Origin of the sequence: Modestobacter caceresii, from assembly GCF_000761485.1 — a bacterium.
Lineage (GTDB): Bacteria > Actinomycetota > Actinomycetes > Mycobacteriales > Geodermatophilaceae > Modestobacter > Modestobacter caceresii.
This window is the reverse complement of the sequence record NZ_JPMX01000092.1, coordinates 34,910-48,366: the sequence shown is the minus strand read 5'-3', so window position 1 is coordinate 48,366 and position 13,457 is coordinate 34,910. Positions and strand designations below refer to the sequence as shown.

12 protein-coding genes are annotated in these 13,457 nt (G+C 72.3%); 5 read left to right on the top strand and 7 right to left on the bottom strand.

Features of this window, described 5'->3' with window-relative positions:
- Positions 1-230: 230 nt before the first annotated feature.
- The 3 genes from IN07_RS19545 to IN07_RS19540 form a co-directional block, all read right to left on the bottom strand.
- Positions 231-1,091 (bottom strand): YihY/virulence factor BrkB family protein, encoded by an 861-nt coding sequence (locus IN07_RS19545; protein WP_052091526.1) that lies wholly within the window; start codon positions 1,089-1,091, stop codon positions 231-233.
- Positions 1,092-1,443: 352 nt separating this feature from the next.
- On the bottom strand, positions 1,444-1,617 hold the full coding sequence (locus IN07_RS25440) for a hypothetical protein (protein WP_156119292.1): 174 nt from the start codon (positions 1,615-1,617) through the stop codon (positions 1,444-1,446).
- On the bottom strand, positions 1,614-2,894 hold the full coding sequence (locus IN07_RS19540; RefSeq protein ID WP_036339195.1) for a glycerophosphodiester phosphodiesterase: 1,281 nt from the start codon (positions 2,892-2,894) through the stop codon (positions 1,614-1,616). The genes IN07_RS25440 and IN07_RS19540 overlap by 4 nt, the downstream gene beginning before the upstream one ends.
- A gap of 123 nt (positions 2,895-3,017) precedes the next feature.
- On the opposite strand from IN07_RS19540, the gene IN07_RS19535 reads away from it, so the two are divergent.
- Positions 3,018-4,952: an acyl-CoA dehydrogenase family protein gene (locus tag IN07_RS19535; RefSeq protein ID WP_036339192.1), complete on the top strand. Its 1,935-nt coding sequence runs from the start codon at positions 3,018-3,020 to the stop codon at positions 4,950-4,952.
- Between the two features lie 17 nt (positions 4,953-4,969).
- Here the strand turns inward: IN07_RS19535 and IN07_RS24200 are convergent, their stop codons facing one another.
- Entirely contained in the window at positions 4,970-5,866 is an 897-nt protein-coding gene (locus IN07_RS24200; RefSeq protein ID WP_052091524.1) for a MerR family transcriptional regulator, read from the bottom strand.
- Positions 5,867-6,025: 159 nt separating this feature from the next.
- On the opposite strand from IN07_RS24200, the gene IN07_RS19525 reads away from it, so the two are divergent.
- The 3 genes from IN07_RS19525 (at position 6,026) to IN07_RS19515 (ending at position 8,885) form a co-directional block, all read left to right on the top strand.
- On the top strand, positions 6,026-6,826 hold the full coding sequence (locus tag IN07_RS19525; protein ID WP_197058568.1) for a tyrosinase family protein: 801 nt from the start codon (positions 6,026-6,028) through the stop codon (positions 6,824-6,826).
- A 10-nt stretch (positions 6,827-6,836) separates the two neighbouring features.
- A complete protein-coding gene (locus tag IN07_RS19520) occupies positions 6,837-7,358 on the top strand; it encodes a hypothetical protein (protein ID WP_036339186.1) in 522 nt (173 codons plus the stop codon).
- 135 nt (positions 7,359-7,493) lie between these two features.
- On the top strand, positions 7,494-8,885 hold the full coding sequence (locus IN07_RS19515) for a DUF2252 domain-containing protein (protein ID WP_081975564.1): 1,392 nt from the start codon (positions 7,494-7,496) through the stop codon (positions 8,883-8,885).
- Between the two features lie 110 nt (positions 8,886-8,995).
- Here the strand turns inward: IN07_RS19515 and IN07_RS19510 are convergent, their stop codons facing one another.
- The 3 genes from IN07_RS19510 to IN07_RS19500 form a co-directional block, all read right to left on the bottom strand.
- Positions 8,996-10,729: a BCCT family transporter gene (locus IN07_RS19510; RefSeq protein ID WP_036339181.1), complete on the bottom strand. Its 1,734-nt coding sequence runs from the start codon at positions 10,727-10,729 to the stop codon at positions 8,996-8,998.
- A gap of 235 nt (positions 10,730-10,964) precedes the next feature.
- The gene (locus IN07_RS19505; protein WP_036339178.1) at positions 10,965-12,137 is read right to left on the bottom strand and encodes an NAD(P)/FAD-dependent oxidoreductase; all 1,173 of its coding nucleotides are present in this window, start codon (positions 12,135-12,137) and stop codon (positions 10,965-10,967) included.
- Positions 12,134-12,454, bottom strand: coding sequence for a bifunctional 3-phenylpropionate/cinnamic acid dioxygenase ferredoxin subunit (locus IN07_RS19500; RefSeq protein ID WP_036339175.1), 321 nt, complete (start codon positions 12,452-12,454; stop codon positions 12,134-12,136). The genes IN07_RS19505 and IN07_RS19500 overlap by 4 nt, the downstream gene beginning before the upstream one ends.
- A 130-nt stretch (positions 12,455-12,584) precedes the next feature.
- On the opposite strand from IN07_RS19500, the gene IN07_RS19495 reads away from it, so the two are divergent.
- Positions 12,585-13,385, top strand: coding sequence for an IclR family transcriptional regulator (locus IN07_RS19495; RefSeq protein WP_036339172.1), 801 nt, complete (start codon positions 12,585-12,587; stop codon positions 13,383-13,385).
- The last annotated feature ends 72 nt before the right edge of the window (positions 13,386-13,457 follow it).

Sequence of the window (13,457 nt, the reverse complement as noted above, 5' to 3'; positions counted from 1 at the left end):
CGGCGGGGGTGACCGCCGCGAGCCCGTCCGGCCCCTGCCGGCTGGCGATGGTGCCGCCCGTGGCGAGCAGGTGGACCAGTCTCACGCGACCTCCTTCCGGACCTGGCGCGGCCATGGGCGACGACGGGCCCACGGTCCTCCGCTCGTAGCTCGTCGGCGATCGGAGTGACGCACCGGGTGCGAGACGACGGTCGGAGAGACGGTTCCCGCCGTCCTCAGGGGTGGGGGCTTCATCGTTCGTCCGGGTACGGCGGTGCGCTGTCGGCCACGACCGCCCCGCGCTCACCCAGCGGCTGCTCCGGTCCGACCGTCGAGTCATGGGTCGTCTCGCGTTCGGTCTCGGCGTTCATCGCCGCGCCCACGATGATCAGGAACACGGTCACCCACAGCCAGACCATGCTGATCGCCACCCCGGCGAGGCCCCCGTAGGTCGTGTGGTAAGTGCCCAGGCGCTCGACATAGGCGAAGAACCCGAGCGTGGTGGCCAACCACAGGAGCATCGCGACGGTCGAGCCCGCCGTGGTCCACCGCCAGCGGGCCTCCTTGCGATCAGGGGCCACCCGGTACAGCACGGCGAGCGCCGAGGTCATGAGGGCGGCCAGGCACAGCCAGGCGAGAACGGGCGAGAGCGTGCGGACGAAGTCCGGAGCCGCGGCGAGCGATCTCGAGACGACGCCGGCCGCAGTGACCAGGGCCCCCAGGACCAGAGCACCACCGAGGACGAGGAGGACCGCGAGGCCGCCGCGACGGAAGAAGCTCCGGGTCTCGGTCTCGTGGTAGGCGAGGGTCAACCCGTCGATCAGGTAGGTCATGGCGGTCGTCGCCGTCCAGAGCGCGGCCACCAGCCCGGCGAGCCCGCGCCAGGTGAGCACGTGCGTCGAGGCGGCGGTGATCGTCGTGAGCTGGTCGGCCACCATCGGCCGGAGTTCGGTGGGGAGCATCCCGGTCACGCGTGACAGCTGCTGGAGCGCTCCCTCGGGGGTGTTGACCGCGCCGTAGACCGATATCGCCGTCACCAGCACCGGGGCGATCGACAGGATGGCGAAGAACGCCACCGCTGCGCTCTGCACCATCAGCCGATCGCTGATCACGTGCACCCGGACACGCCGGAGGATGCGGCGCCAGCCGAGGGCGGAGATCTTCCGGGGCGAGTCGGCGTCGCTGGCCGGGGGACGACGGCCAGGCGCTGCGGTCCGCGTCCCGCGCCCGTCTCCCCGAGCCCACACCATGGCTCATCTCACCCGCGGCCGCTGCAGGCCGCAACACCCCGCTGGCCGTGCGGCTGTGGCGGCTCGCCACGGCGCTCGCCGACGCAGTACGAGTCAGCGGCGGGCCATCGCCTCGCGCACCTGCCGCGACGACGGGTCGGTCAGGTACTCGCTCCCGACGACCACGGTCGGCGAGAGCTCGGCAGCGGACTCACACCCCATGCCTCCCGGTGCCTCAGGCGGTCTGGTCGGCCTCGGCGGAGACCACGGCTTCCTCGCGACTGGGGAACGGCCCGGCGGTGCGGCCGTCGGCGCGGCACGTCCACCGGTAGCCGTCCGGGGTCCGCTCGACGAGGTAGCCCTCCGGGTCGGCCGGGCCGTGGCCTGGGCGTTCGCAGGGGTCGGTCATGTGAGCACCACGTTCCTGAAACGGACCCCGGCGAACGCGCTGCCGAGGTGGACGACGGGCACGGGACGACAGGTGGCGTCCGCCACGGCCAGGGTCTCGGCGTCGGCGTCGGCGCGCGCGAAGGAGAGCCCCGCGCCGGTGACCGTGATCCGCAGCCGGGCGTACGTGCCCGGCGTCGGCGCCGTTCCCCCCGTCGAGGACGCCAGCGTGGTGGCGACACCCCCGACGACCCGCTGGACGTCCAGGCTGCCGTCCCCCCGCAGCGTGCAGAGGTAGCCGTCGGCGCCGGGCGATGACCGGGACGACGGCCGGTACGGGCGGTCGTCGGTGCTCAGGAAGACGAGCCCACCGCTCCTGCGGCACGCCTGGTCCACCCGCACGTCGAGGTCCAGCGTGAACGCCTTGGGGTCCGGCGGTGCGAGGAAGCCCATGAGCGTGGAGTGGACGGTGTCGCAAGCGTCGAGGCCCCAGGACGAGTCGTCCGGGTGGAACCGGCCGCGGCTGGTGTCCGGCAGCATCCCGGGCAGCCAGGTCTGTCGGGCGAAGAGGTCCGAGGTGCGGCGGCCCGCGTCCCCAGCGACGTAGCGGGGGTCGTCGGAGAAGATCGCGTCCACGCCGGCGGCGACGACGGCGTCCCGCTGGTGGCGGCGGTTCACCGTGTAGCAGGCCACCTCGATCCCCGCCCCATGTGCGGCGTCGCAGACCGCCGCCGTGACGCGACCTGCCGGCGGGCCGATCCAGCCGATGCCCTCGGCGGCGGCCCGGGCGACGTCGGTGCTGCCGAGCCAGATGACGTGCCAGCCCCGGGAGAGCGCCAGCCGGCAGTCGGCGAGGGCGAAGGACTGGAGCAGCACGGACGCCGGGTGGATCCCGTGTCGTTCGAGCGCGTCGATCGTCGGGCCCATCGCATCGCTGCTCTTGGCCTCGGCGCAGAGGAGGACGCGGTTGCCGAACTCGGTGAGCACCTCCTCGAACAGCGGCGGGCGCAGCCCGTCGGGCCAGCCTCCGCCGAGGGTGACCGAGGCGTCGATGTCGAGCTGTCCCCAGGTCACCGACGTGTGGTGGGCGACGTTGCCGCTGGAGGTGGTCATGCGGTCCACGGTGCCGTCGTGCATGACACCCAGACCGCCGTCGGCGAGTCTCGACACGTCCTGCTCGATGACCGCCGAGCCCTGGCCCACCGCGACCCGGTAGCCCTCCATCGTGTGCTCGGGAACCTGCAGGGAGCCGCCGCGGTGGGCGATGACGAACGGCCGGCTCAGGTCGGCGAAGTCCACGCGCGACCTTAAGCCTGCCGCTGGGGCCCGCGCGCCGGCGGCACGGCCACCGCCACCCTGCTCCTGTCACCGACGGCGCCGAGGGGCGTTGCCTCACGGGGGGCGCGGGGGCGATGCTGGTGCATGGCGTCGCAACCGTCGTACGAGCAGTCGAAGCAGGTCGCCGAGTCCAGCCGCGAGACCGAGTGGACCCAGCCGTCGTTCGGCAAGCAGCTGTTCCTCGGCGACTTCCGGCTCGACCTCGTCCACCCGCAACCGGAGCTCGACGTGGCCGCGGTGGAGAAGGGCGAGGCGTTCCTCGAGCGCCTCCGCACGTTCCTCACCGAGCGCGTCGACCGGCAGCGGATCGAGCGCGAGGCGAAGATCCCCGACGACGTCCTCCGGGGCCTCGGGGAGCTGGGCGCGCTCGGCATGAAGATCCCCGAGGAGTACGGGGGCCTCGGGCTGAGCCAGGTGTACTACAACCGGGCGCTGGCCATGGCCGGCACGTGGCACTCGTCGATCTCGACGCTGCTCTCCGCACACCAGTCGATCGGCCTGCCCGAGCCGCTGCGGCTGTTCGGCTCCGAGGAGCAGAAGCGCCACTGGTTGCCCAGGCTGGCCAGGGACCACATCTCGGCGTTCCTGCTCACCGAGCCGGACGTCGGCTCGGACCCGGCGCGGATGAGCACGACCGCCGTCCCGACCGACGACGGCACCGGCTACCGGATCAACGGCACGAAGCTGTGGGCGACCAACGGCGCCATCGCCGACGTCGTCGTGGTCATGGCCGTCGTCCCGAGGTCGGACGGCCATCGGGGCGGCATCACCGCGTTCCTCTGCCCGTGCGACCGCGCGGGCATCACGGTCGAGCACCGCAACGAGTTCATGGGCCTCAAGGGCATCGAGAACTCTGTGACCCGCTTCGACGACGTCCTCGTCCCCACCGAAGACGTGATCGGCGGCGAGGGCAAGGGCCTGCGGATCGCCCTCACCACGCTGAACACCGGCCGCCTGTCGCTGCCGGCGTTCTGTTCCTCGGCGGTGAAGTACTCGCTGAAGATCGCTCGCGAGTGGTCGGTCGAACGGAGGCAGTGGGGGCGGCCGATCGGCGAGCACGACCCGGTCGCGCAGAAGCTCGCCTGGCTGGCGGGGACGGCGTTCGGCCTCGAGGCGGTGCTCGACGTGTCCAGTCGCCTGGCCGACGACAAGCGCAACGACATCCGCATCGAGGCAGCCCTCGCCAAGCTGTACTCGTCCGAGCTCGGCTGGACCGCCGTCGACGAGATGGTCCAGATCCGGGGCGGGCGCGCCTACGAGACCGCCGAGTCGCTCGCTCGGCGCGGCGAGAAGCCCGTGCCGGCCGAGCAGCTGCTGCGGGACATGCGCATCAACCGGGTCTTCGAGGGGTCCACGGAGATCATGCACCTGCTGATCGCCCGCGAGGCCGTCGACGCGCACCTCGAGGTCGCGGGGGACCTGGTGCTCGGGGACGCCCGCCACGCCGAGAAGGTCAAGGCCGCCGCGAAGGCGGGGACCTTCTACGCCCGGTGGCTCCCGACACTGGCCACCGGCGCCGGACAGCGCCCCGGCTCCTACGCCGAGTTCGGGGAGCTGGCCAGGCACCTGCGCTACGTCGAACGACACTCCCGCAAGCTCGCCCGCTCGACCTTCTACGCGATGGGCCGACATCGGGCCCGCCTCGAGCAGAAGGGCCACCTGCTCGGCCGGATCGTCGACATCGGCGCCGAGCTGTACGCCATCTCGTGCGCCTGCGTGTACGCGGACACCATCGGCAGCGAGCAGCCCGCCCGCCGGCAGGAGGCCGCGGAACTGGCCGACCTGTTCTGCCGTCAGGCCCGTCGCCGGGCCGATCGGCTGTTCGCGGAGCTGTGGGACAACGACGACCGAGACCAGTACCGGGCCGCCCAGCAGGTGCTCTCCGGCCGGTACGCGTGGTTCGAGGAGGACGTGCTCGACCCGGCCGGTGACGGCCCGATGATGCCGACGCACGAGCCACCGGCAGCCGAGCAGTTCGACGCGCCTGCGCCCACGGTGGAGGCCACACCCGCCTCCTAGGGAGCTGCCGACGGCCGTCAGGCGTTCGGCTGGGCGTCGAAGACGGTGGTCGGTGGCGCAGCCGGTGTGCTGAGCGAGGAACCGGCGACGACCTGACGTGCCGACTTCCCGATCATGGTCAGTCCCTCGCGAGTGCAGTGGTGCGCGAAGGCGAGCAGCTGCTGGTAGTCGTGCGCAGCCTCCTGGACCGGGGTGCGCTCGTCGAGGCCGTCCACTGGGAAGGTGATCTCCAGCCGACGGGGGAGGGTGCCGGTGACGACGGCGACCGCGACACCGGAGTGCTGCTGGACGCGTTCGGCGACGTGCCGCCGTCCGGCAGCCGACAGGTCGGTGGAGCAGGGGCGGGCGATCACCATGGCTGCCTGCTGGGCAGCTGCCGGGCCGGTCGCCTCGGGGACAGCGGTCCACCGGTGCGTCGCTGGGGCCAGGCCGAGGTCGGTCATGGCTTCTTCGAAGGCGGCGTCGACAGCGGGCAGGACGAGGGCTTGGGCACCGAACACCTCGATGCGTTCCTGGGCCTCGCCGGGGACCGGGAACCCGTACGAGACGCCTGCCCACGGCAGGGGGTCGGCCGGCGTGCTCTGCACAGTCAGGCGTGCGAGGTCGGAGCGGCTGATCTCCTCGGCGACGTCGAGGGAGAAGTCCTCCATCGCCCGGCGCAAGGCCAGCTCCTGCCGTCGATCGGCGAAGGGGTAGTCGGCCCATCGGGTCAGTTCGGTCACCGGCACCCCCGCCCGGCGGAGGAGGTCCACCGTGACGCCCTGGCGCAACTGCGCGGGGGAGTAGCTGCGGTAGTTGGTGTGCGGGTCGACGGTGTCGGGGGAGAGGACTCCTCGCTCTGCGTACAGCCGGAGTGCCTTGGCCGACAAGCCGGTCAGCGCGGTGAACTCACCGGCGCTCAGATGGGTGTGCACGCGTCTCCTCGCTCGAGTCGGGACTGCCTCACCCCAGCGTGTGCCCGGCCCCTGGGGCCAGGTCAACGACTGTGCCGGCGGATCCTGACAGGTGGTGGACACCCCGGTCGCCAGCCGCGACGATGACCGCAGGGCGGGAGATGTGGCTGAGGAGTGCCCGTGGGAGTGCGGAAGAACGCCGAGAACCTGACGCCGTCCGAGCTGGTCGACCTGCGCGAGGCGTTCGAGGCGGTCTACCGGATCGACGACGATCGCGGCTTCGGGTTCTTCGCCGGGATCCACGGCCTGCCGCTGCCGGTCTACTGCGAACACGGCACCGCGCTCTTCCTGCCGTGGCACCGGGCGTACCTGTACCACTTCGAACGGGCGCTCACCGCCGCCCTGCGTCGAGCGCGTGGCGACGAGACCGTCGAGGTGGGTCTCCCGTGGTGGGACTGGTCCTCGGCGGTCTCGCAGGACCGGGGCCTGCCCACCCCGTTCCGGTCGACTGCGGACGGCCCGACGAACCCGCTGAGCGCCGGCCCGGTCGTGCTCGGCCCCGACGACCTGCGACTGGTGCGGGAGAACCTCCCCGGTGCCATCAGCGAGGGCGAGGACCCGGTCACGTTGCGCGACCCGGAGGAGCCCGCCGAACTGCCGCGGGACCCGACCGTGCAGCGCGCGCTGCGCGCCACGACCTTCACCGACTTCAGCCGGATCCTGGAGAGCATCCACAACGGCGTCCACGGCTGGGTCGGGGGAGCCATGTCCGCAGCGCCGACTGCGGCCTTCGACCCGGTCTTCTGGGCGCACCACGCGATGATCGACCGGCTGTGGTACCTGTGGCAGCTCTCCCCGCGCAACGGCGATCCGCCGGTCAGGCTCCTCGACCGACCGCTGCCGCCGTTCCCCACGACGGTGCGCGACACCCTGGACATCTCCAGCCTGGGTTACGAGTACGCCGCCCAGGTCATCGGCTGAGGAGGCCGCGATGGCGACGCTCGACCAAGCACGCGCCGGACGGGACGACGAGACCCGTGTCATCGACCTCGTCTTCCCCGTGGACGTCCCACCGGCGCCCTTCAGCCGCGCCGACCTGGTCGTCACCGGTGTCGACCACTCGAGCACGTCCTACGAGGTCAGGCTCTTCCTCAACGACCCCGACGCCACCGCCACCACACCGCGCACGGCCGAGCGGGGCTATGCCGGCCGCTACACCGTCTTCGGCCACGGCGGGTGCTACGGCGGCGAAGGGCACTGCGACGCTCCGGCACCTGGTGAGGACCTCCGCCTCGCGCCCCCGCTGACGTCCTTCGACACCTACGTCACCATCACCGATGCGCTGCAGCGCCTCCTCGCCGCCGGCGACGCGTTGCGGACCATCACCCTGGTGCCGGTGTCCCTGCCCCCACGCCGCGCCGACCGCAGGCCTGCCCCGGAGCTCCTGCACCTCGACGACGTGACCCTGCAGACCTACCTCACGGCGACCGACGCCGACCGGGTCCGCACCTGATCACCTCGCGGCTGCCAGCGGTTCCCACGCCCTGACGGTCGAGCGGCTGGGGGAGGAGGATGCACCGAGGGCCGAGAGCCGTCCGTCGACTGTCTGGGGAGTCCCGTGGCCGGTGCGCGACAGGGTGGGCACGTGGTGCTCACGGCAGCTGACGGCGAGGGCTACGGATCGCTGCGGCGTCCCGCCACACCTCGCGCGGAGCGGTACGCCCTCGGGCGGTCGCTGCGCAAGCAGGTGCCGCGGTCCGAGCTCGGGCGGTGGAGTGCCCCGGTCGACCGGCCCGACGTGGTCGACCAGGTCCGCGAGTCCCACGTCGGACGCGTGGAGCGCCTCGTCCCGGTGCGGGTGGCCCGGATGGCCGCCTCGCCCTACGGCTTCCTCCGGGGCACGGCGGTGGTGATGGCCGCGGACCTCGCCGGTCTCCCGGCCACCGGGATCCGGCCGGTGGTCTGCGGGGACGCGCACCTGGGCAACTTCGGCTTCTACGCCTCGCCGGAGCGTGACCTGGTCATCGACCTCAACGACTTCGACGAGGCGCACCCGGGTGCGTGGGAGTGGGACCTCCGCCGGCTGGCCGCGAGCGTCTGGGTCGCCGGGCGGCAGAACTCGGCCACCGAGGAGCAGTGCGCGGACGCGGTCGCGTCCATGGGACGCCGCTACCGGGAGCACGTGCGTTGGCTGGCCGGGGAGCCGCTGCTGGCACGGTCGTTCGAGCGGTTGGACGTCTCACGGCTGCACACCACGGTGGAGGACCGGTCGCTGCGGAAGGAGATCGGGCGCGCTTCGCGGCGGGCCCGCAAGCGGGTCAGCGACCGGGCGCTGCCGCGGTTCACCGAGGAGCGGGAGGACGGGCGGCGGATCATCGAGGAGCCGCCGTTGATCACCCGGCTCGACCGGGACGAGGCCGCCGAGGTGGTCGATGGGCTGGACGGCTACGTCGACACGCTGCCGTCCCACTGGCGACGGGTCCTCAGCGGGTACACGGTCGTGGACGTCGCCCACAAGGTGGTCGGGGTGGGGAGCGTGGGGCTGCGTGCCTACGTGGCCCTGTGCGAGGGCAGCAGCCCGGACGACGTGGTGTTCCTGCAGCTGAAGCAGGCCCGACGGTCGGTCGTGGCCCAGCACGTCCACGGCGAGTCGGCCTGGCACGCCCACCAGGGGCAGCGGGTCGTGGAGTACCAGCAGGCGCTGCAGACGGTCAGCGACCCGCTGCTGGGCTGGGCCACGATCGGGTCCCGGCAGTACTACGTCCGCCAGTTCAGGAACATGAAGGGCACCATCGCGGTCGACTCCCTCGACGCCGCTGCGCTGAGCGACTACGCGGGGGTGTGCGGCCGGCTGCTGGCCAAGGGGCACGCCCGGACCAGCGGCGCGTCGATGATCGCCGGCTACCTGGGCAAGTCCGACAACGTCGACGTGGCGCTGTGCCGCTTCGCCCGCGCCTACGCCGACCAGACGGAGCGGGACCACCACACGCTGGTGCAGGCCGTCGCCCGCGGTGCCCTGCCCGCCGAGCCGGGCGGCTGATGTGCCGGTGCCGACCGACCTCCGGTCCGTGCGGCCGACGGGTGTGACGGCGCAGCACTCGGGGCGTCCGGCGGACCGGACGCCCCGAGAGTGATCAGCTCCCCGCTGCCCTACTGCTGACCGGCCGGCTCACGGTCGGGGTCGGTGACCACCGGGACCCCGGGCGAGGTGGGCCCTGCTCCGTTCGGGTGCGGCATGTCGTGGAGGTGGGCGACGACGGCTCGCCGGACCTGCGGGTCCAGCGTCGAGGTGTAGGGCTCCTGGCGGAGCTCGCGGACCAGGTTCACGCAGATGGCGATGAGCACGACCACGAAGGGGGTGGCCACCAGGATGGTGGCCGACTGGATGACCTGGAGCCCCCCGGCGAGGGTGAGCGCTGCGGCGACGGCCGCGATGCACATGCCCCAGAGGATGACCACCGCGCGGGCGGGCGAGGTCGTGCCCCGCTGGGAGAGCATGCCGAGGACCATGGAGGCGGAGTCGGCGCTGCTGACGAAGAACAGCGTGATCAGCACCATCACCAGCAGCACGGTGAGCGTGACCACCGGGAACTCACCGAGCAGGGCGAACAGGGCACCCTCGGTGCCGTCGTCGAGCAGGGCCTGGCTGAGCTCGGCCTGGTCGGTGAGCTCGAGGTGGGTGGCGGTGCCGCCCAGCACGCCGAACCACACGATGCTGACCATGGTCGGGATGATCATCACGAAGGTGACGAACTGCCGGATCGTTCGGCCGCGGGAGATGCGCGCGATGAACGTCCCCACGAACGGCGTCCAGGACATCCACCACGCCCAGTAGAACAACGTCCACCCGGCGAGCCACTCCTGGCCGCCCCAGACCCCCGAGGCCAGGCTCATGGCGGGGAGGGCGGTCAGGTAGTCCCCGGTGGCGTCGGTGATGGTGTTGAGGACGTGCGTGGTCGGGCCCAGCACGAAGATGAAGGCCACGAGCAGGGCGGCCAGCACCACGTTGGTGTTGCTGATCAGCTTGATGCCCTTGTGCACGCCGCTGACCGCGGACAGGACGTAGAGCAGCGCCAGGCCGGCGATGATGGCCACGGCCACGCCGTTGTTGCGCGGGACGCCGTAGTTGGCGGCCAGCCCGCTGTTGACCTGCAGTGCGCCGAGACCGAGCGAGGTGGCCGCGCCGAACACCGTGGTGAAGATGGCGAGGATGTCGACGGCACGGCGGACGCCCGTGCGCTTCTCGTTCACCAGCGGGACGACCGCGGAGCTGACCAGGCTCGGCCGGCCCTTGCGGAAGACGCCGTAGGCGAGGGCCATCGCCATGACGGCGTACATCGCCCAGGGGTGCAGGCCCCAGTGGAAGATCGTGTACTGCAGCCCCAGCCGGGCAGCCTCCGGGGTCCCGCCCTCCTCGAGGCCGAGCGGGGCGGCGGCGAGGTGGGAGAGCGGCTCGGCGACGCCCCAGAAGAGCAGCCCGATGCCCATCCCGGCCGCGAAGAGCATGGAGATCCACGAGCCCGTGCTGAACTCCGGGCGCTCGTCGTCCTTCCCCAGCCGGATGCGTCCGTAGCGGGACAGCGCCAGGAACCCCGCGAGGGCGACGAACCCCGAGCTCGTCACGACGAAGACCCAGCCGGCGTTGGTGATGACCGTGCCGAACGCGGCGCTCACCGCGGTCGAGAGGCTGTCGCTGGCGAGCGCCCCCCAGAGTGCGAACGCCACCACCAGCGCCAGGGAGACGCCGAAGACGACCCGGTCGGTCTGCGGCGGGGCGGTGGGCTCCCGGGCAGCGGTCGACGCGGCGCCAGTCGGAGGGCCACCCGTCGGCCCGGCACTCGGGGAGCTGGGAGGTGAGACCTGCTCGGGACCCGGGTGTTCCATGGCTCTCTCCTAGCCGTTGCGTACTACGCGACCAGGTGCGCATGAGGGAACCAGACGGCCCACCGTGGAACAAGAGAAAACAGTGACCTGGAGCACAAAACTTCCGCGAGTCGACCCAGCGTGTCGGGGCGGTGACGAACCGGTGGGGGTCCGTGCGAGGACGGCTCCCGGCGACTCCACCCGATCGGCGCCCACCGGTCCGGGCAGGGCAGTGCTGTGGACGGACCGGTCGGGGTCAGGAGTGCGTCAGGACGGCGGCACGCAGCTGGCGGCGCCAAAGGGTGAACAGGCGGGGCTGGTTCATCCCGAGGACGGCTACGGGGTGCCCGTGGCGCTCGTAGACCGCCAGGAAGCTGCGGTCGGCACAACTGCCCTCCAGGACGCGGACCACGTCGTCCTCGCGGCGCGACCCCGCGAACTGGATGCGTGCGCCGTACTGGTCGGACCAGAAGTAGGGCACGGGCGTCGACGCCGGCCGGTCGGTGCCCAGCAGGGTGGCGACCGCGGTGGCCGGCTGTTCGAGGGCGTGGGCCCAGTGCTCGATGCGGACGTGCCGCTCGCGGGAGGCCGACCACGCCGCAGCGCAGTCGCCGACGGCGACCACGCCCGGGACGTTGGTGGCGCAGTGCGCGTCGGTGAGCACGCCGTTGCCGAGGGACACGCCGGAGTCGGCGAGCCACTCGATGTTCGGGACGGCACCGATCCCCACGACCACCACGTCGGCGGGCAGGCGGGTGCCGTCTGTCAGTTCGACGGCCTCGACCCTGCCGGTGCCGACCAGCCCGGCGACACCGGTGCCGACCAGCAGGCGGGTGCCGTGGTCGGCGTGCAGTTGGGCGCACACCGCACCCATGTCGGCACCCAGCGGGCCGGCGAGCGGGACGGGCTGGGTCTCGATGACGGTGACCTCCAGCCCCAGCGTGCGGGCAGTGGAGGCGACCTCGGCGCCGATGAACCCCGCGCCGATCACCACCAGACGTCCGGCCGTGGCCAGGTCCTCGCGCAGGGCGACCGCGTCGTCCAGCGAGCGCAGCACGTGCACCCCGCCCAGCCCCTCGCTGCCGGACAGGCGTCGGGCGCGGGCTCCGGTGGCGAGGACGACGCCGTCGGCCCGCACCTCGCTGCCGTCGGCCAGCAGCACCGAGCGGCCCAGGTGGTCGAGGCCGACCGCCGTCGTACCCAGCCGCCACTCGAGGTCGAGGTCCGCGTCGTCCGGCGTGCCCAGTGCGATGTCGTCGAGCGACGCCCTTCCCGCCAGGAACTCCTTGGACAGGGGTGGGCGGTCGTAGGGGGCGTGCGCCTCGTCGCCGATGACCACGATGTGGCCGTCGTAGCACTGCTCGCGAAGCGCTCGGGCCGCCGAGAGGCCGGCCAGGGAGGCTCCGACCACGGCGACCGTACGGCTCATGCGGCACCGTCCGCGGCGGTCCCCGGCTGCACGTAGACGGTGCCGCCCTGCACGACGACCCGGTGCGTCCGGACCGGGGTCTTCGCCGGCGGGCCGGACACCTTCCCGGTGCGCAGGTCGAAGCACGAGGCGTGCAGGGGGCACTCCACCGCGCACCCGTCCAGCCAGCCGTCGGCCAGCGAGGCGTCCTGGTGCGTGCACGTGTCGTCGATCGCGTAGAAGTCGCCGTCGACGTTGAAGACCGCGATGGGCTCAGGAGCCTCCACGCGGATCGCCTCGCCGGGTGGCAACGCTGTCGTGGGGCAGACCGGGATCATGGGCGCTCCAGGCGAAACATGTTGCGATGACCGCAACGCTGCGCTGATAGCGCAACAGCATCGTCGGGCTTCATCCCATCGTCAAGAGGAAGAAAGGGGTGCTCCGCCGTGGTCCACCTAGGCTGGCTCCATGAGTGAGCCGCAGAGCGAGAGCGAAGATCGCGGCCCAGTCGCTGGTGTCCAGTCCGTCGACCGCGCGCTGAGCGTCCTCGAGATCCTCGCGGCCGAGGGCGAGGCGGGCGTCACGGAGGTGGCCGCCGAACTCGGCGTGCACAAGTCCACGGCCTTCCGGCTGGTGGCGACGCTGGAGAGCCGGGGCTTCGTCGAGCAACTGGCTGATCGGGGCAAGTACCGGTTGGGCTTCGGGGTCGTGCGCCTGGCCGGCGCGGCCGTCGCGCAGCTGGACATCGCCCGGGAGGGCCGGCCGATCTGCGAGGCGCTCGCCGCCGACCTCGAGGAGACGGTCAACATCGCCATCCTGGACGGCGATCGAGCGGTGAACGTGACCCAGGCCCGCGGGCCGGCGGCGCTCAGCACCCTCAACTGGGTGGGGCAGGGCACGCCGCTGCACGCCACGTCGAGCGGCAAGGTGCTCCTGGCCCACGCTCCCGACGCCCTTCGCAAGGACCTGCTCTCCCGGGGGATGCAGAGCTTCACCCCGGCCACGCTCACCGATCCCGAAGCACTCCGCCAGAACCTGGACCAGATCGTCGAGCAGGGGTGGGGCTGCACCGTCGAGGAGTTCGAGGTGGGGCTCAACGCCGTCGCCGCACCCGTCCGGGGCGCCGATGGCAGCATCATCGCGGCCCTCAGCGTCTCGGGACCGGCCTTCCGCATGCACCAGGAGGACCATCCCCGGCTGGCCCGGCGGGTGATGGCGGGCGCGGACGAGCTGAGTCGGAGGTTGGGCTTCTTCGGTCAGCCGCGCTGACCCAGCGGGTCCTCCTCCCGGCAACGGGGTCGACGCGCGGTCCTGACCTCGTCGGTCACCTCGCCCTGGTCA